Annotated in this window: 14 protein-coding genes; 10 read left to right on the top strand and 4 right to left on the bottom strand. The window is 62.9% G+C overall.

Annotation, left to right across the window (positions count from 1 at the left end):
* The first annotated feature begins 47 nt into the window (after positions 1–47).
* Both glf and ACW4QM_RS05975 read left to right on the top strand, forming a co-directional pair.
* Entirely contained in the window at positions 48–1277 is a 1230-nt protein-coding gene (glf, locus tag ACW4QM_RS05980; protein WP_455798275.1) for a UDP-galactopyranose mutase, read from the top strand.
* Positions 1278–1332: 55 nt separating this feature from the next.
* Complete coding sequence (locus tag ACW4QM_RS05975) at positions 1333–2352, top strand: glycosyltransferase family 2 protein (RefSeq protein ID WP_117284600.1); 1020 nt, start codon at positions 1333–1335, stop codon at positions 2350–2352.
* Here ACW4QM_RS05975 and ACW4QM_RS05970 read toward each other — a convergent pair.
* The 3 genes from ACW4QM_RS05970 to ACW4QM_RS05960 form a co-directional block, all read right to left on the bottom strand.
* Positions 2349–3176, bottom strand: a complete 828-nt coding sequence (locus ACW4QM_RS05970; RefSeq protein ID WP_022739861.1) for a type III pantothenate kinase — start codon at positions 3174–3176, stop codon at positions 2349–2351. The two genes, ACW4QM_RS05975 and ACW4QM_RS05970, sit on opposite strands and share 4 nt — an antisense overlap.
* 275 nt (positions 3177–3451) lie before the next feature.
* A complete protein-coding gene (gene dinB / locus ACW4QM_RS05965) occupies positions 3452–4750 on the bottom strand; it encodes a DNA polymerase IV (RefSeq protein ID WP_455798274.1) in 1299 nt (432 codons plus the stop codon).
* Positions 4740–5612, bottom strand: coding sequence for a DegV family protein (locus ACW4QM_RS05960; RefSeq protein WP_117284599.1), 873 nt, complete (start codon positions 5610–5612; stop codon positions 4740–4742). Before ACW4QM_RS05960 ends, dinB begins: the two co-directional genes overlap by 11 nt.
* 245 nt (positions 5613–5857) lie before the next feature.
* Here ACW4QM_RS05960 and ileS point away from each other — a divergent pair, with 245 nt between their 5' ends.
* The 7 genes from ileS (at position 5858) to ACW4QM_RS05925 (ending at position 14220) form a co-directional block, all read left to right on the top strand.
* A complete protein-coding gene (ileS, locus tag ACW4QM_RS05955) occupies positions 5858–8704 on the top strand; it encodes an isoleucine--tRNA ligase (protein WP_237974264.1) in 2847 nt (948 codons plus the stop codon).
* Positions 8705–9280 carry a signal peptidase II gene (gene lspA, locus ACW4QM_RS05950; RefSeq protein WP_278572068.1) on the top strand — a complete coding sequence of 192 codons (576 nt, stop codon included), beginning with the start codon at positions 8705–8707 and terminating at the stop codon, positions 9278–9280.
* 48 nt (positions 9281–9328) lie between these two features.
* Positions 9329–10387 carry an RluA family pseudouridine synthase gene (locus tag ACW4QM_RS05945; protein WP_114539175.1) on the top strand — a complete coding sequence of 353 codons (1059 nt, stop codon included), beginning with the start codon at positions 9329–9331 and terminating at the stop codon, positions 10385–10387.
* The gene (gene hemH / locus ACW4QM_RS05940) at positions 10380–11555 is read left to right on the top strand and encodes a ferrochelatase (RefSeq protein WP_114539094.1); all 1176 of its coding nucleotides are present in this window, start codon (positions 10380–10382) and stop codon (positions 11553–11555) included. The genes ACW4QM_RS05945 and hemH overlap by 8 nt, the downstream gene beginning before the upstream one ends.
* 32 nt (positions 11556–11587) lie before the next feature.
* Positions 11588–11860: a hypothetical protein gene (locus tag ACW4QM_RS05935; RefSeq protein WP_417176736.1), complete on the top strand. Its 273-nt coding sequence runs from the start codon at positions 11588–11590 to the stop codon at positions 11858–11860.
* Positions 11861–11903: 43 nt separating this feature from the next.
* Positions 11904–12512, top strand: a complete 609-nt coding sequence (locus ACW4QM_RS05930; RefSeq protein WP_417176735.1) for a MarR family winged helix-turn-helix transcriptional regulator — start codon at positions 11904–11906, stop codon at positions 12510–12512.
* Between the two features lie 151 nt (positions 12513–12663).
* A complete protein-coding gene (locus ACW4QM_RS05925) occupies positions 12664–14220 on the top strand; it encodes an FAD-dependent oxidoreductase (RefSeq protein ID WP_114539092.1) in 1557 nt (518 codons plus the stop codon).
* A gap of 376 nt (positions 14221–14596) precedes the next feature.
* Here ACW4QM_RS05925 and ACW4QM_RS05920 read toward each other — a convergent pair whose 3' ends face one another.
* Positions 14597–16363: an FAD-binding protein gene (locus ACW4QM_RS05920; protein WP_417176734.1), complete on the bottom strand. Its 1767-nt coding sequence runs from the start codon at positions 16361–16363 to the stop codon at positions 14597–14599.
* Positions 16364–16763: 400 nt separating this feature from the next.
* Here ACW4QM_RS05920 and ACW4QM_RS05915 point away from each other — a divergent pair, with 400 nt between their 5' ends.
* Entirely contained in the window at positions 16764–18293 is a 1530-nt protein-coding gene (locus ACW4QM_RS05915; protein ID WP_455798273.1) for a response regulator transcription factor, read from the top strand.
* Positions 18294–18584 lie beyond the last annotated feature (291 nt).

Below are 18584 nucleotides of genomic sequence, written 5' to 3'. Positions count from 1 at the left end.
CGCCGGCGCCCCATTCGCATCAACGAGTACGAGGGAGAGAACCCGTTATGGCCGTTAATTACGCCGATTTCCGCGATATCGCCATCGAAGACTACGACGCCGTCGTTGTCGGCTCCGGTTTTGCCGGGGCTGTCAGTGCCCGGCAGCTTGCCGAAGAGGGCGGTCTTCGCGTGCTCATCATCGAGAAGCGCGCGCACATCGCCGGCAACATGTACGACGAGTACGACGAGGCCGGGGTGCTCGTGCACCGCTACGGGCCGCACATCTTCCATACCAACGATCAGCGCGCCTACGACTATCTTGCCCGCTTCACCGAGTGGTCGAGCTACCAGCACCGGGTGCTCGCCGATTGGTACGGCACCTACATGCCCGTGCCCTTCAACAAGAACTCTATGGAAATCGCCTTCGGCGACGAGAAGGCGGCCCGGCTCATCGAGAAGCTCGTCGACACCTTCGGCGACGAGCGCAAGGTCACCATCAACGAGCTGCGCGCCCAGGAGGATCCGGAGCTGCAGGAGGTGGCGGACTTCGTCTACCAGAACGTGTTCCTCTACTACACCCAGAAGCAATGGGGCCTCACTCCCGAGGAAGTGGATCCCTCGGTGACCGCGCGCGTGCCGGTGTTCATCTCCCGGGACAACCGCTACTTCCAGGACGCCTTCCAGGGAATGCCGGTCGATGGCTACATGCGCCTGTTCGAGAACCTGCTCGGCCACGAGAAGATCACCGTCTGCCTGAACACCGAGGCGGAGAGCGTGTTCGATCTCGTCTTCGCCGGCCGCGAAGAGGATGCCCCTTTGGAGGCCATCCACATCAAGGGCGTGCCGTTCGCAGGCCCTATCGTCTACACCGGTCCGCTTGACGAGCTGTTCCTGGGGCGCTTCGGCCGTTTGCCCTACCGCTCCCTCGATTTCGTCTACGAGACCTTCGACGAGACCTACCACTTGCCCTGCGGCACCGTGAACTACACGGTGACCGAGGACTACACCCGCATCACGGAGTTCAAGTGGCTCACAGAGCAGACCGGCGACAAGACCACCATCATGCGCGAGTACTCCCGGGCCTACGAGGATCCGGCGACGCAGATTCCCTACTATGCCATCATCAACGACGACAACGATGCGCTCTATGCGCGCTACCGCCGCCTGACCGATGCGCTGCCGAACTTCCATCCGCTGGGACGTTTGGCCGAGTACCGCTACTTCAACATGGACAAGGTGGTCGCCGACGCCCTGGCTGCCTCCGAGAAGATCTTGACGGAGACGGCCGACGCCTAGGACGCCGCGCGAGGCAGCACGCCCGCGCACCGAGACCCCGACGAAGGAGGCGCTTTTGAAGACCATCACGTTCGCCGTGCCCTGCTACAACTCGGCAGCCTACATGGATCATTGCGTGGAGACGCTGCTCGCCTGCGGCGAGGACATCGAGATCCTGCTCGTGGACGACGGCTCGACCAAGGACGACACGGCGGCCATCTGCGACCGCTGGCAGAACGAGTACCCGGACATCGTGCGCGCTATCCATCAGCCCAACAAGGGCCATGGCGGCGCAGTGAACACGGGGCTCGCTCACGCGACGGGCTTCTACTTCAAGGTGGTCGACTCCGACGACTGGCTCGATCCGGCGGCCATGTTCCCGCTCATGGTGTACTTGCGCAGCCAGCTGGACGCGCCGGTACCCTGCGACATGGTGGTGGCCAATTACGTCTACGACAAGGTAGACGAAGGCGAGCAAAAGGTCATGGGCTACGGCAATGTGCTGCCAGAGGGCTATGAGTTCGGCTGGGACGAGGTGGGCACCTTCCTGCCGAGCCAGTACCTGCTCATGCACTCGGTGTACTACCGCACCGAGATGCTGCGCAAGATGCATCTTACGCTGCCCGAGCACACCTTCTACGTGGACAACATCTTCGTCTACGAGCCTTTGGTCTACGTGCGCACCATGCGCTACTTCAACGTGGACGCCTACCATTACTTCATCGGGCGCGAGGACCAGTCGGTCAACGAGAAGGTCATGATGGGTCGCATGGACCAGCAGCTGCGCGTCACGCGGCAGATGATCGACAACGTGGATCCGCAGGCTGTGCGCAATCGTCATCTGCGCCACTATCTGCGAAACTATATTTCCATGATGATGTGCATCTGCTCGGTGTTTCTGCGCATGCGCGGGGGAGAGGCCGACGAGCGGGATCTGAAGGATATCTGGGCCTATTTGAAGGAGCAGAACCCGTCGCTCTACCGCCGGGTGCGCTCGAACGCGCTGAATCTGGCCACGAACCTGCCCACCGAGGCCGGCGAGAAGATCGGACTCAAGGGCTATCAGATCGCCCAGAAGATATTTAAATTCAACTAACGTCGCGTATTGGCCGCGTAAAGCTCCAGAAGGCCGCGGAGGGCGAGGGTTTGGTCGACGGTGACGGCGTGGGTCATGAGGGCGGCTATGGCTTCGGCGTGCTGGCCCACGAGAACGACCGGCGTGGTATAGCCGCAATCGGCCCAGATCATGTCGATGAGTCCGTCGATGCGGGCCACCTCTCCCATGACGATGCCCGCCTGCATGGCCTCGGCCGTGGTGCGGCCGAGCAGCGATTTGGGGGCCCTAAGTTCCACGGCGGCCAGCTGGGCGGCTCCGCGGGCCAGCGCCTGGGCGCCGAGCTTCATGCCCGGGGCGATGATGCCGCCGCGGAAGGCGCCCGCCTCGTCCAAAAGTTCGAAGGTGGTGGAGGTGCCCAGATCGATGACGAGGGCCGGGGCGCCGTAGGTGCTCTTGGCGCCCACCATCTCGGCGACGCGGTCGGCGCCCACGGCCGTGGGATCGGAGAAGTTCATCTTCAGCCCCGTCTTAAGACCTGGGCCTACGGTGAGCGGGCGCGCGTCCGTGAGGCGCCGCGCCGCATCGGACCACACGCCGGTGAGGGCAGGGATGACCGAGGCGATGATGGCCCCGTCGGCCAAAGGAGCGCTCTCGGGCAGGTCGATGGCGTCGGGCGCGTCCTTTTCGATGGGCGCGAGATTGCGGGCGAGGGCGTCGAAGAAGCCGAGAACGCAGGCCACGGCGCCGTCGGCTGTCTCGGCGGAATCTGTGGGAACGGCCCACTGGGAGACGAGTCGTCCATCAACTGCCAGCCCGATCCGCGTCCGCGTGTTCCGTATGTCGATCGCCAAAACCAGCGCCATAATCGCTCCTCTTTTCACTTGTTCCGCTCGTGTACTTTCCGCCAGTGATGTCTCGCGTGGCCCTGTTTTAGCGGAAATTTTTCGTTTTGGGGATGAGTGAATGCCACTTCGACCCCGAAATGGTAATCCACCCATGGCCATTTCGGGCCTCAAATGGCATTTCGTGCCATTACGGGCTTCAACTGGCATCCCGGGGTGCCAAAACGGGCTCGAAGTGGCATTTGCTCGTGAGTTTTCGAAAAACTCGAGAACATGATGGGCCCGCTGGTAGGGAGCTACTTGTAGTCCTCGACGTTTTTCGAGGAGGAGCCGGTGGTGTTGCCGGATTGGCGCAGCTCGAAGCCGAAGCGCACCGTGCCGTCGCCGAAACGCTCCTGCAAAGCGTCGGTGGCGGCCAGAAGGCTGCGGCGCTTCTCCTCGTCGCGGATGAGCGCCTCGCTTTCAACCGCGTCTGCGTTGTCATCGCCCCCAAGGACGGCAGCGTCGAAAAGCGTCTCCTGCACCGGGGCGCCGTCCTCTTCGAAATGGGTCACGGCCACACCGAGCAGGCGCACCTTCATGCCCGGAGCCCACAGCTCCTCCGCCAGGCGGTGCACCACCGGGGCGAACGCGATGTCATCGTCGGTGGGGGCGGCCAGCGAGCACTGGGCCGAGCGGGTCGTGCGGTTGTCGTAGCGCATCTTCACGGCCACGGTGCGTCCCTTGAGCCCCTTGCGACGCAGGCGCCTCCCCACCTTTGCCGCAATGGTGGAAAGCGCCGCTTCGATGTCCTCGCGCGTCTCCAGATCATGGGCGTAGGTTACCTCGTTGGAGACCGACTTCACCTCGTCGTCCTCGGCCACTTCCGACCGATCGCGCCCTAAGGCCCGGTCGCGCATCATCTCGCCGTTCTTCCCGAAGATCTTCCGCAGAAGGGCACCGTCGGCCCGGCCCATGGCTCCCAAGGTGCGCACGCCGTGGGAAAGGAGCGTCCTCTCGGCGGCTGCCCCCACGCCGGAGAGCGTGCGCACGGGCAGCTTTTCCAGGAAGGCCGCCTCCGTGCCGGGGAAAACCACGGTGAGTCCTCGGGGCTTGTCGCGGTCCGAGGCGATTTTCGCCACGGACTTGGAGGTGCCCACGCCGATGGAGCAGGTGACGCCGAGGGCGGCCACGCGCTCCTGGATGCGCTGGGCCACGAGAACCGGGTGCTCGGTGTTCACGGCAGTGGGGGTGACGTCCATAAAGGCCTCGTCGATGGAGACCTGTTGCACGTGAGGCGTCTCGTCTCGCAGGATGACCATGATGGCGGCGGACACCTCGCGGTAGCGATGGAAATGGCCATGCGTCCAAATGGCCTCGGGACACAGCGCTCGTGCTAGCGACGAGGCCATGGCGCTGCGCACTCCGAAGGCGCGGGCCTCGTAGGAGCAGGTGGAGACGACCCCGTGGGCGTCCGCATCGCCGCCGACGATGACGGGCTTGCCCCGCCAGGCCGGGTGGTCAAGCTGCTCGACGGAGGCGAAGAAGGCGTCCAGATCTACCAGCAGGATGGCCGGGCCCTCCCACGGCGGCAGGTAAGCGTCGCTATCGTTCACTGGCCAGGAAAAACAGGGCCATGGTGCCGGGGCCGGAATGGGCGCCGATGACCGGATCCACGTAGTTGATGAGGATGTCGGTGACGCCGAAGCGCTCTCTCACGAGGTCGGCCACGTACTCGGCGTCCTCGATGCAGTCGCCGTGGCTGATGAACACGGTCTGATCCGCCACGGGAGAGGTGGCCGTCTGCGCCATATGATCGACCAGCGCCTTCAGCGACTTTTTGCGCCCGCGCACCTTCTCCAGCGGAATGAGGTGGCCCTCGTCGTCCACGTGCATGACCGGCTTGATGTTCAGAAGGGTGCCGGCCCAGGCGCTCGTGCGGGAGACGCGGCCGCCGCGGAATAGGAACATGAGGTCGTCCACGGTGAACCAGTGGGCCAGATGCAGCTTGTTGGCCTCCAGCCAGTCGCGAACCTCGGTGATGGACGCACCCTCCTCGCGCATCTTGGCGGCGTACCAGACGAGCAGCCCTTCGCCCATGGAGGCGGCCAGGGTGTCCACCGCGAGCACCGTGCGGTCCGGGTAGGCGTCGGCCAGCTCGGCCAGCAGAAGGTCGATGGCCTGGTAGGTGCCGGAAAGCCCGCTGGAGAACCCGATGTAGAGCACATCCTGGCCCGAGGCAAGAAGCCCCTCCAGCAGCTCGCGGGAGTCCTTCAGATTCGGCAGCGACGTCGTGATGACCTTGCCCTCGCGCATCATGGTGTAGAACTGCTTAAGATCGGTCTTCTGCCCCTTGAGGTAACTGTGATGCTCCTCGCCATCCACCATGAACGTGAGCGGAAGGATATGCAGGTCGAACTGGTCGATGACCTCCTCAGTGAGATTGGAGGAGGAATCGGTGACGATGGCGAAGGCCATGGAGGGCTCCTTATCGGGTAGGGGGCTGCATTTTGCGGCACGCTGCTGCGCATCCGATATTCTAACGCAAATCGGGCCCATTGCACCTGCTGCGGCTAATGAAGCCTTTCCTGAGAAAAAGTTGTAACCATTGCCCGCGTCGCGCCCCCTTGCCGTATACTTTGCAAGATACGCTCACAGGCGCCGCCGTCGCACTTCGACGGCCGTGATATAGAGGAACCCGAGACGTGGAAGAGGGACGAACTGTGTCGAACAGCTACAAGGACACCATGAACCTGCCCGAGACCGATTTCCCCATGCGGGGGAACCTGCCGGCCCGCGAGCCCGAGCGGCTCGCCCAGTGGCAGGAAATGGACATCTACCGCCGTGTGCTGGAGAAGAACGCCGACGGCAAGCCCTTCGTGCTGCACGACGGCCCTCCTTATGCCAACGGCCCCATTCACATCGGTCACGCCTTCAACAAGATCCTCAAGGACTTCGTCGTTAAAAGCCACGCCCAGCGCGGGTACTTCACCCCCTACATCCCCGGTTGGGACTGCCACGGACAGCCCATCGAGCATATGGTGGAAGTGACGCTCGGGCCCGAGAAGATGGCCGAGATCTCCCAGGTAGAGCTGCGCCAGCGCTGCCGCGAGTGGGCGGAGAAGTACGTCGATATCCAGAGGAACGGCTTCAAGCGGCTTGGCGTGAACGCCGACTGGGAGCATCCCTACCTCACGTTCATTCCGAACTACGAGGCCGGCAACGTGGAGATCTTCAAGGATCTGTACCTGAAGGGCTCGGTCTACCGCGGCCGCAAGCCCATCCATTGGTGCACCCACTGCCACACGGCGCTCGCCGAGGCGGAGATCGAGTACGGCGACGAGGTGTCGCCCTCCATTTACGTGAAGTTCAAGCTGGATGCGATGCCCGGCGTGTTCGAGGCCTCCGGAGCCGAAGGCGCCGCCTATCTGCTCATCTGGACGACGACCCCCTGGACGCTTCCTGCGAACACGGCGGTGTCGCTGGCGCCCGACGCCGACTACGTCATGGTCACCGTCGGCGGTGACAACCTCATCATGGCCAAGGAGCTCGTGGAAACGGTGGCCGAGGTGGCCGGCTGGGAAGACTACGACTTCGTCCGCGGTGCCGACGGCGAGCCGGTGACGCTGACGGGCAAGCAGCTGTTCGGCCTCACCTACACGGCTCCCGTGCGCCGCGACATCAAGGGCACGGTCATCTACGGCGATCATGTCACCTTGGATACGGGCACCGGCGCCGTGCACACGGCCCCCGGCCACGGCCAGGACGACTACCTCGTGGCGCTCGAGTTCGACATCCCCATGCTCATGCCCGTGGACGACAACGGCGTGTTCACCGGCGAGGCGGGGCAGTTTGCCGGCCTTTCCACCGACGAGGCCAATCCCGTCATCATCGACTGGCTGCGCGAGCAGGGGACGCTCGTGGCCGAGAAGAAGATCAACCACTCCTACCCGCACTGCTGGCGCTGCCACGAGCCGGTCATCTTCCGCGCCACGGACCAGTGGTTCGTCTCCATGGACAAGAACGCCCTGCGCGAGGACGCCCTGCGCGCCATCAACTCGGAAGTGGAGTGGATTCCCGCCTGGGCCAAGAACCGCATCGGCGCCATGGTGGCCGACCGCCCCGACTGGTGCATCTCCCGCCAGCGAAGCTGGGGCGTGCCCATTCCCGTGTTCAAGTGCGCCAAGTGCGGCAACACGGTGGCCACGGCCGAGACCTTCGACGCGGTGATCGAGCTGTTCAACACCAAGGGCGCCGACGCCTGGTTCACCGAGGCGCCAAGCGATTATCTGCCGCGCGGCACCAAGTGCGAGGTGTGCGGGGGTACCGAGCTCATCCCCGAGAAGGACATCCTGGACGTGTGGTGGGAGTCCGGCGTCTCGCACACGAGCGTCTGCCGCCACCGTGCCGAAGCTGATGGGCTCACCTTCCCGGCCGACATGTACCTGGAGGGCTCCGACCAGCACCGCGGCTGGTTCCAGTCGTCGCTGCTCACCTCCATCGGCGCCTACGGAGTGCCGCCGTACAGGTCGGTCATGCACTGCGGGTTCACCGTGGACGAAGAAGGTCGCAAGATGTCGAAGTCGCTCGGCAACGGCATCGATCCGGAGGAGATGTGCAACAAGTTCGGCGCCGATGTGCTGCGCCTCTGGGTGTCCTCCTGCGATTACTCCCAGGACGTGTCCATCTCCGAGAACATCCTGAAGCAGGTCTCCGACGCCTACCGTCGCTTCCGCAACACCTTCCGCTTCCTGCTCGGCAACTTGAACGACTTCACGCCGGACGACTTCGTGGGGGACTGGGACGCGCTGGAGCCGCTCGACCAGTGGGCGATGGTGCGTCTCTCGCAGCTGCTCGCCGACGTGGAGGCCGCTTACGAGTCCTACCGCTTCAACAGCGTCTACCGGGCCCTGTACGATTATGTGAACGACATCTCCGCCGTGTACATGGACGTCACCAAGGATCGCCTGTACGCTGAGGCGCCGGCTTCGCCGCGACGCCGGGCCGTGCAGACCGTGCTCATGAACATCCTGGAGGTGCTCGTGCGCGTCATGGCACCCATCCTGTCGTTCACCACCGACGAGGTGTGGGAGTGCTACCCGCCGGCCTTCAGGGACATCGAGGGCCACGAGGCCTCGGTGCAGCTGGCTGGCTGGCCCACCGCGCGCGACTTCGTGCCCGCCCTTCCCGCCGACGCTGGCGCGCAAGTGGCGACCATGGAGGAGATGATGGCCGTCCGCGAGGTGGTCACCAAGGCGCTGGAAGAGGCCCGAAACGAGAAGATCATCGGCAAGAGCCAGGAGGCATCGCTTACCGTGACGGCGCCGGCGGCCCTCGTGGCGACCGCTGGCTCCTTCGACCCGTCGGTCTTCGAGGAGCTGTTCATAGTGGCCTCGGTGCAGTTTGTGGAAGGCGACGGCGACGAGATCACGGCGGCGGTCACGGTGGCCGAGGGCGAGAAGTGCCCGCGCTGCTGGAACATCCGCGAGCTCGGTGGCAACCCGGATCATCCGGACGTGTGCGAGCGCTGCGGGGACGCGCTGGACGCCATCGAGGGCGGGGCCGAGTAAGTGGCCGCTCCCGAGACGCTAGCCATCGAGAAAGAGCAAGGGGAGGCCTCTGCCGTGGAGGAGAGGCTTCCCAGCCGGCGCAAGCGCAACGCCGCCATCTTCGTTCCTCTTGCCGCTCTGTGGCTTGTCCTCGACATCGCCACGAAAGCTTACTTCAACGGCTTCTCCGTGGGCCAGGTGGTGGCCGGTCCCTTTCTTGGTCTGGTGCAGTTCCGCCTGGTGCACAACACCGGTGCCGCCTGGGGTATGTTCGATGAATCGACCTTCGCCCTCGGAGTGATGTCGGTGCTCGTCTGCGTCGCGCTCACGGTGTATTTGTTCACGGCCGGCAAGCGCGCCGGCGTTATGGAGACGGTGGGGATCGCGCTGATTGTGGCCGGCGGCTTGGGCAACGCGCTCGACCGCTTCACGTTGGGCTACGTGGTCGATTTCATCGACACGGTGTTTATCAGCTTCCCTACGTTCAACGTTGCCGACATCGGGGTTACCTGCGGGTTCGTGCTGTTCTTCGCGGGGACGCTCTGGTCCATGAGGAAGGATGCGCCCGCGAAGGAGGTCGCATCGGAGGAGAAGTAACCTGTTCGGGGGATGACCCTCTGGCAGGACGTCGATAGAATGGATGCCATGTCACGCTCGCTTTGCCATATCGTCGCCACCGAGGACGCTGGAAGCCGCCTGGATGCCCTGTGCGCCGCCCGGGGGCTCTACGCTTCTCGCTCGGCCGCCGCGCGCGCCATCGAGGAAGGCCGCGTCTTTGTGAACGGCGCCACGGTTTCCAAAAAGCATGCCGTGGCGGCGGGGGACACCATCGTCTACGAGGTGGACGACGAGCCGGAGTCCGTGGTGGTCTACGGCGAGCCTATCGATCTGGATATCCGCTTCGAAGACGAGGACATGCTCGTGCTCTCGAAGCAGATCGGGCTCGTTTGCCACCCCTCCGTCGATCATGCCCACGGCACGCTGGTCAACGCGCTTATCTGGCACTGCGGCGAGGAGAACCTGTGCAACGTGCAGGGCGAGGAGGCCGACCGGCTCGGCATCGTGCACCGACTCGATCGCGACACCTCGGGCCTCATGCTGGCGGCCAAGACCGATGAGGCCGGCCGCGAGCTCATGGCGCAAATTCAAGATCGGGCGGTCGACCGCCACTACATTGCGCTCGTTCACGGCATCATGGCCCACGACACCGGCATGATCGACGCGCCCATCGCGCGCTCTGCCGACGAGCGGTGCCGCATGGCCGTGCGCGACGTGCCGAGCGCGCGGGAGGCCATCACGACGTTTCGCGTGCTTGAGCGCTTCGAGGCCGGCCCCAAGGACGACGGCTACAGCCTCATCGAGTGCAAGCTTTTCACGGGCCGCACCCACCAGATCCGCGTGCACATGCAGTACACGCGCCATCCAATCGTGGGCGATCCGGTGTACAACGCCCACGGCCCCCGCGACGCCCGGGCCCAGCTGGGGCTGCGCCGCCAGTTCCTACACTCCTACAGCATCGCCTTCGAGCACCCGACGACCGGCGAGCCCATGGCCTTCGCCGACAATCTGCCGCGCGACCTGCAGGAAGCGCTCGATTCGCTGGCCGCGCGCTCGCTGGGCAAGACCGAGGCGGGGCGCGAGGTGGCCGAGCTCATGGCAACGTCGCCCGTCCCTTCTGTGGAAGGAGAGGTACCCGATGAGTAGGAAGCAGGCCGCCGCCCCGCGCAAGGTGGGCGTCATCATTGCGAACACGGGAACGCCCGAGGCTCCCACGAGAAAGGCCGTGAAGAAGTACCTCTCGCAGTTCCTCATGGATCCGCGCATCTGCCCCATGCCGCGCCCGGTGTGGTGGACGCTGCTGCATACGACCATCCTGCGCAAGCGCTCGCGCGCCTCGGCGGAGAAGTACCAGAAGATCTGGACCGAAGAAGGTTCGCCTCTCGTTGCCATTACGGCTTCCCTGGAGCGCGGCCTGAACGACTACTATGCCGAGCAGGGGCTGCCCGTCGTCGTGCGCGCCGGCATGAGCTACGGAAAGCCCTCCCTCAAGCGGGCGGTGAAGGAGCTGAAGGAGGAGGGCTGCACCGAGCTTGTCGTTTTGCCCATGTACCCTCAGTCGGCGTTTTCCACCACCGGCTCGGTGGGCGACGGTGTGGCCAAGGCCGTGCGGCGGGCCCGGTTCAAGGGCGATGTGCGCCTTGTCGACGGCTACGGCGAGGATGCCACCTACGTCCGGGCCGTGGCCGCCTCCATCCGCAACGCGGGCTTTTCCGAAGAGTCGGGGGATCGGCTCCTGTTCTCGTTCCATTCCATTCCGCTGAAGGACATCGAGGCGGGGGACACCTACGAGCTGCAGACCGGGGCCACGAGTCTTGCTGTGGCCGGCGAGCTCGGGCTCGATCGCCGAAGCTGGACCATCAGCTATCAGAGTCGCTTCGACAAGGGCCGCACGTGGCTGTCGCCCTTCACGCGGCCCACGCTGGAGCGTCTGGCCCAGGCCGCCGAGCCGGGCAGCCGCCTGTTCATGGTGTGCCCCAACTTCTCGGTCGATTGCCTGGAGACGCTCTACGACGTGCCCTACGAGTTGGAGCCCCTCTACCGTGCGGTGATCGCGGGGCAGAAGGTGAACGCGGACGAGGAACCGGGGGCCTTGGAGAACACAGGCAAGGCCGCCGCCCGCTGCGATGACGCCCATGCCGACTTGGCCGACGCGCGCCGCCGCCAGCGCGCTGCCGACGATTTCCGCCGCGGCGCTCACCGCCAGCGCTCCGACGACGAGGCCTTCATCTACGTCCCCTGCCTGAACCGCTCGCGGGCGCACCTCAAGGTGCTCACCCATATCCTCGCTCCCTACGTGGGAGATGAGGCTTGAGCGCTTTGTAAGTCATAGCAGGAGGGCAAAGCGTGGATGATTACAGCGCGGGCGAAACCATAGGCTTCTCCGCTCAGCTTGCCGCAATTTATACGGAGCTATCGAGGTACAGTAGTCTGTTCTGCCGGGCTCGTTTCGGTCTGTCGGTGACAGAATACGAGCTGCTCTTATGTCTGTGGGAGGCCGAGACGCCCCTTGGCTTCAATCAGCTCTCCGACTTCCTCATGCTGAAAACGAGCACACTTTGGCATATGGCCCCCCCCGTTGATCGACCGGTCTCTTCTCGCGGCGGAAAGCAGCGATGAGGACAGGAGGCGGGCGAGACTCTCCCTTACCGAGAAGGGCCGCTTGCTGGCCGAGGAATGCTGCCGCGACCTCTTCGCCTTCTCGAAGGGGGTGGCGCAGGAGTCGTTGCCCGATGTCGAGTACAATCACTATCTGAGCACGGGCATAGGCGGCAACCTCGACATCCTGCGCGGGCATGAGGCTGATTTCGAGTTGAGGCGGGTGCCGGCAGACGGTCAGGGCGTCGAGTTCACCCTCTTCACGAGAGCCATCTTGGAGCGGTGGCGGACCTGCGTGAGAAAAGAGTGCGGCTTGGCGTTCAACGAGTTCCGCGTGCTCCATGCGCTTTCCGGGGTTCCCAGTTTGCGCATACAGGATATATCAGACAGGCTCCTGTCGCCGCGCAGCCATGTGTCGCTGAGCAAGCGGCGGCTTTGCGAAGCGCACCTGGCAAAGGAGATGCCCAACCCCTTCGACAGTCGCTCGGTGCTGGTCGGCCTTACGGCCAGAGGCCAGCGAACGCTCGATCGGGCCCTGCCCGCTTTGGATGCCATTACGATCCCCGCGCACAACCCTGGTACAGATGAGGCCGTGATGATTCTGAGGGCATGGCACTCGCGGATGTACTACAACCTCAAGCGCAATCACGCTACATTACTTGAGTCATTTTAACAAAAACCGTCATTTTTAAAATTGGAAAACCTTTGTGAGCAGCCATAGCTATTGAGCAAATGGGTGTCTATATTGACATTGTTTTTCGTTTTCCTCCTTCCTAGAATGCATCGCGTCAACAGAAGTTGGCGTACCTCGAAAGGAGTGGGAAATGGAGAAGGTAACGAGAAGGGCTTTTATTGGCGGCGTGGGAGCCATCCTTGCCACGGGCGCCATGGCGATGAGCGGCTGCGCGCCGAAGGACGATGCGAAGCAAGCCGAACTTTCCGCCACGGGAAGCGACCAGCCGGAAGCGACGGTGCCGGACGAGACGCTCGAATTTGACATTGCCGTCGTAGGCGCTGGCTGTTCCGGCCTTGCCGCTTGTGTCCAGGCAGCCGAATCGGGCGCATCGGTTATCTGTATCGAGGCGAAGAGCATTGCCGGCGGCGCAGCGGGCGGCGTCGAGGGTCTGTTCGCCGTGAATTCCCAGATTCAGAAAGATCAAAACATCACGGTGTCCATGGGCGAGATGATTCGCACCGAGCTTGAGCAGAACCAGTACCGCAACAGCGGCTTGGTGCTCCGAGATTTGGTGAAGGCGTCGGGCGAGGATATCGACTGGCTCGTATCTAAGGGTGTGCGCTTTGGCAAGGTCGACAACTATGTGGGCTTCCATCCGATTTTCCACTGGTTCGAGACCGGCACGGGCGCTGAGAGCTATATCGTGCCCATGAACGAGGCGGCCGTCAGCGAAGGGGTGGAGTTCCTTTTCGACACCCATGCCGACGAGCTCATCTGCGATGAGGACGGCTCTGTTGTCGGTCTGTTTGCGACGAAGACCGACGGAACCGTCGTCCAGGTCAATGCGCGCGCGGTTATCCTGGCCACGGGCGGCTACGCCGAGCGTCTCGATTTGCTCGCCGAGTTTGGGTACACCGAGGAGAACTGCATCCCCACGACCATGGGCTGCGACGGCTCGGGCCACGATATGGCCATCGCCGTTGGAGGCGCCAGCAATACCTCGAATATGGGCATGCTCGGCGGCACGACGGTCCCCGATCTGCCTGCGTTCTTCGAGGGCGGTTATTTCTGCTCGGTCATGAACTCCCTGGCCAACATTCCCTGGGTGCTGTGGGTGAACGAGCGGGGAGAGCGCTTCGTCAACGAGGACTTGTCCCTGGCGAACCATATGATTACGGCCAACCCCATCCGCATGTGCAAGCAGGCATTCATCCTCATGGACGAAGCCATGATGAACGACTATGTGGCCGGCGACGCTCAGGGACTCAAGGAGCTGGAGGACGGCCAGGCCAAGGGAATCATCTTCAAGGCGTCGAACTGGAAAGACCTTGCCTCGTCGATTGGAGCCGATGCCGAGATTCTCAGCGAGACGCTTGAGAGCTACAACGGTTGCTGCGAGGCCGGCGACGACTCCGATTTCGGCAAAGCCTCGGAGTTCATGCGCCCGCTCGCGATGGAGGGCACGGTGTATGCCGTAGAGATCAAGAGCAGTCTGGGAAAGACCATGGGGTCTTTGAAGACCGACCGCAACTTCAATGTGGTCGACGAGCAGGCAGAACCCATCGCCGGCCTCTATGCCGTTGGCGTCGAAGGCGCGATGATCTGGGCGAACGTCTATACGATGAACATCTCCGGATCGTGCGGCGCCCACAATATCTACTCGGGTCGCACGGCCGTTCTGCACGCGGTGGAGACGCGGCTGTAATCGCGCTCGGCAAGGTACCCTCCCTCTGAGAGGCGCTCTGCGGAGCGCCTCTTTTTACGGGCGCAAGCCGCCGGCATCGTAACTGACAGCGTACATGTTGGTGATGGGCGGGTCGTTCACGTCGAGAATCTGCGATTTGGCGTTCATTCTTAGGCTGTCGACAGCGGTGAAGAAGCGCCCACCGCCAGCGCTCCGACGACGAGGCCTTCATCTACGTCCCCTGCCTGAACCGCAGCAAGGCCCACCTGAAGGTCTTCACCGCCGTGCTCGCCCCTTACGTGGGCGATGGGGAATAAGGGGGTTCCGAAAAGGCGAGGCGCCGGGAACCCGAAGGCTCCCGGCGCAAGAGGAAGAGAAGAGGTGGCGAAGTGAGCCGCTAGAGATCGGCGATAACGGTCTCCGCCATGAGGTACCCGTAGTTCATGGCGGCGTCGAATCCCATGGCGTAGGGTCGGCCGTCCTTCTCCTCGATGGAGCCGCACACGTCACCGGCGGCATACAGACCCGCTACGGGCTTTCCGTCTTCGGTGAGCACGTGCCCCGCAGTGTCGATGGCCAGTCCTCCGGTCGTCAGGTAGAAGGTGGGGATGCAGCTGACGATCCAGATGCCGTTGTAGGTGTCGAGGTAGGGGAGGTTCTTGCGCCCGAACTCGTCTTCCTCGCCGGCGAGGGCATGGGCGTTGTGGGCCTCGATGGTGGCCTCCAGTTGGGGCAGGTCGAGCGCCGCGGCCGCCTCTTCGACTGAGGCGAAGTGAACCATGTCCCCGCGTCGTTCGAGACACTTGTAAGTGTCCATGGCGTAGAGCTCATTCTTGTTGGTGGTGATGCGCCCCGACTCATCGGTGATATAGAAGAAGGCGCCACCGTTGGCCGCATCGCGCAAGCCACGTCCGAGCATCCCGTGATTGTCGGACATCATGTTGCCGAACTGCGCTCCCGAGGCGTTCACGATAATGCCCGGTGTCGTCTGGTAGAGGAAGGCGATCTCGAAGTTGGAGCCTGCTTGGCTCGTCGTCGAGAGGAACGCGCCGAGCTCGCGGCCCATGCATTCCACGGCACCGCCGGCCTTCTGGCCCATGAGAATGCCCTCGCCGGTGGATCCCGGCGCGCAGTTGAACTTGTACTCGGCGTATTCGGGATAGTGCTCGGCGATCATCTCGGGATTCGCGGCGAATCCGCCGGTAGTGAGGCAGACGGCCTTCGCGGTCACCGTCCAGGTGGATCCGTCGCGCCCTTCAGCCAGAAGGCCGGTCACGCGCCCGTCCGAATCCTGCGAGAGCTCAGTGACCTTGGTAGCATAGATGATCTGGCCGCCAAGCGCGCCCACTCGGTCGACGAGGAAGTCCTTGGCGTATCCGCAGCCGCCCATATAGCAGCCGGGGGCGAGATAGGGAGTTACGCCGTAGGCTGGGTTCACGCCGAGGCTGTAGAAGCCAACGCCCATGCCATGCAGCCAGTCCACAAGCTTTCCGGAATTGTCGTACATCGCGGTCTGATAGGGCATCGCGCCATCGAAACGGTCGTTCTCGGGCACGAGGTACTTGCTCATGATCGCCAACATGCCTGCCTTGCTGAACATGGGGTTCTCGTCGTGCCGTCCGACTGCGTAGTTCGCCTGCAGCTCCGATTCCGCAGCCGCCACGCCCGAGTAGGTCATCGGCATCGAGCCGCCCGCGATGTCCTGCTTCTCGAAGAGGACGACCGACTTGCCGGCTTCCAGGAGACGGACGGCGGCGATGAGTCCCGCGGTGCCGACCCCCGCAAGCGCAACATCCACCTCGACGGCTTGGTCGGTCCCGCCGCTCGGCTCTGCGGCTCCCAGGCTGAAGGTCGCCAGGTCGCCGCCGGCGTTCATGATTGCATCCGAGACGGCGTTCCTGACGGCGATGGAAGTGGTCGTCGCGCCCGAGACGACATCAACGTCGAGATTTTTCGCTTCGAGGATTCGCGCCGCCATCATGGGGGCCGCCGTCGTGCCGATGCCAATGGTGTCGTCGCATCGCAGCACGCGAATCGAGGCGAGGTCTCCGTTGGCCACAACTACCTCGGCAATCAGCTCGTCGTCGTGGCCCATGGCCGTGCCGATCCATTTGCCGTCAGTGAAGATTTCGGGGATCCCTTTCTCGGCGCCGGTGTCCGGCATGGCTCCTTGATCAGATGGCGTCTGCTTTGGGGCGGAGCATCCGGCCAGCCCTCCGACGGCGGCTGCTCCACCGAGAGCCAAGGACCCCATGATAAAGTCCCTGCGATTGAGCTTCATAAGCGCATTCCCTCCTTTTGGGATTGTTGGTGCCGCGACTCAGTGCTTGCGCGGCGTGGACCTTTGGAAGTATGGAACGCAATCGCGGCGGCCGCGACCCCGAAAATCGGTGCATTTCTTGCGAGCGATACGCCCGCCCGTATGACCGAAAATTGGGTATCTTTTCGAATAAGGCCTGATCAGCTGTATGCAGTATTCGAGTTTGTAAAAAATGAGGCATTCGGGTTATGGGCGAGCATGTGCGAGCAGTAGAATAGTCCAAATTGCGAAAGGGGAGGTGTCGATGGCCGACGGGCTGGCGAAAACATTGGCAGGAGTGCTCGGCTTCGGTCTCTGCAAGACGGCGCTTGGCGTGGCTTATTTGACAGCGATGGGGTCGGTGTTTTCCAATGTCGGCTTTATCTCGGAGCTGAGCTTTATGACCCCCATGCTCGTCGCCTCGCTTGCCACGGCGTCTCTGATCGTGCTCGGGGCGCGCAGAGGGCGTCTTTCGCCTGGATCACTCAAGCAATATCCTGCCGTGCTCGCGCTGTCCCTAGGGTTTCTCTTTGGTGGTGCGAATTTGCTCCCTGGTCTTCCCGAGGGCGCTCTCGCTCTTGTCTGCGGTCTGCTCTGCGGCTTCTCCTCCACGGTTCTCAATACCGTGTGGCTTGATGTGCTCTCCGCTGAACGAGATGTGGTCGCGCCGACCATCCAGATCATCGGTGCCCTCATTGTCCAGTGCATCCTCATTCCCCTGGCAGTCGATATCGATCGCTTTTGGGCCTTTGGGCCGCCGATCGTGGCAGTGTGCCTCTCGGCCCTGCTGCTCGCCTACAAGAAGCGTGGTATGGTCTTTCCTGCGAGGAGCATTCTTGCGCCCGCTGATTCGTCAAAGCGACGCGATCTGGCTCTCGCGTACCTTTGCGTATTTGTCCTTGTGGGGGTCGTCGGTATTTTGCATACCGCCGTGCTCGGCTCGCAATCGGAGCATTTGGTCGGCGATGTGAACATGTGGGTGCCGCTTGCCGTCGCGACGCTCGTCACGCTGCTCATGGCGATCGTCGCCCTCAGACGTCCCCATCCGACGTCGGTGTATCGGGTTTGTCTGCCGTTGCTGCTTGTGGTTTTGTCGCTTCTGCCCTTTTTCGGAGATGCGCTGGGAGGACTTGTCGGTCTTATCGTGATCGTCTGCTACGACGTCTGCGGCATGGTGTTCTTACTCTACATCGTCGACTGTTCGCGCCGCCTCGATCTTTCTGCCTACCTTCTTGCGGGTGCTTATTTGGGAGGTTCGGCTCTTTCCCTCCTTGCGGGCCTAGGCATTGGCAGCGTATTGCGAGCTCTGAGTGTTGATTACGGCCTTTCCTTGCTCACTCTCCTTGCCTTTGCGGCCATCTATCCGTTGGCTGGTGTCTTCATGTTCGGGCTTCGGAAGATTCAGCGCCGGTCGACGACTGATGCGGATGAGAGCGCGCGGAGTGGGGTCGATGTTCGAGAGGACGCTTCGAAGTGCGAGAGCAAGCACGAAGCGAATGCTTTTACCCAGGGTTCCGCCGAAGAAATCCAAAACGAGCTGAGAGTGATCGACGATATTCTAGAGAGCGGCGTTGAGGTAATTGCCGGCGAAAATGGACTCACGCGGCGCGAGAGGGAGATCTTGGGCTATTTGGCCCGCGGACGCTCGGCGCGCTATATCGCAGAGGATCTCGTGATTACCGAAAACACCGTCTGGGCCCATGTTAAGCGCATCTATGCAAAGACGGGCGTCCATACTAAGCAAGAGCTTATGAGCTCTGTTGAGCAGGCGGCCCTGAGAAAGCGGCAGCAATGATGCGACAGTCGTGACGGTTGGTCCGATTGCGGTGTCCGCTGAGCTCGTCCCTTGCGTGGTCAATGCGGAATAGGACAGGACTGCGCCGCTCGCGTTTGTAAGTTAGGTTGTTCGCCCGGAAGGCAATTCTGGATTGGCCGGTAGTGGTGTCCTCGTTTGGAAAATGTGCTTTTTTGGATTGAATTCTGCATGCCCGCTGTTAAACCACCATTGACATATAGCCGTACCTCTCCCCGATGCTGACGCGGTTGGCCAGGCTCAGGAAGGGATGCGACTCCAGGTGCGTCAGCT

The sequence above is a fragment of the Adlercreutzia sp. CNCM I-6207 genome, assembly GCF_977072305.1.
This window is presented reverse-complemented; position numbering and strand designations above follow the sequence as displayed.

What these genes read in the sequence shown, in the direction of transcription:
- glf (WP_455798275.1), top strand. Translation starts at nt 48, where the DNA reads ATGGCCGTTAATTACGCCGATTTCCGCGATATCGCCATCGAAGACTAC.
- ACW4QM_RS05970 (WP_022739861.1), bottom strand. Translation starts at nt 3,176, where the DNA reads ATGGCGCTGGTTTTGGCGATCGACATACGGAACACGCGGACGCGGATC.
- ACW4QM_RS05960 (WP_117284599.1), bottom strand. Translation starts at nt 5,612, where the DNA reads ATGGCCTTCGCCATCGTCACCGATTCCTCCTCCAATCTCACTGAGGAG.
- ACW4QM_RS05945 (WP_114539175.1), top strand. Translation starts at nt 9,329, where the DNA reads ATGTCACGCTCGCTTTGCCATATCGTCGCCACCGAGGACGCTGGAAGC.
- hemH (WP_114539094.1), top strand. Translation starts at nt 10,380, where the DNA reads ATGAGTAGGAAGCAGGCCGCCGCCCCGCGCAAGGTGGGCGTCATCATT.
- ACW4QM_RS05925 (WP_114539092.1), top strand. Translation starts at nt 12,664, where the DNA reads ATGGAGAAGGTAACGAGAAGGGCTTTTATTGGCGGCGTGGGAGCCATC.
- ACW4QM_RS05920 (WP_417176734.1), bottom strand. Translation starts at nt 16,363, where the DNA reads ATGCCGGACACCGGCGCCGAGAAAGGGATCCCCGAAATCTTCACTGAC.
- ACW4QM_RS05915 (WP_455798273.1), top strand. Translation starts at nt 16,764, where the DNA reads ATGGCCGACGGGCTGGCGAAAACATTGGCAGGAGTGCTCGGCTTCGGT.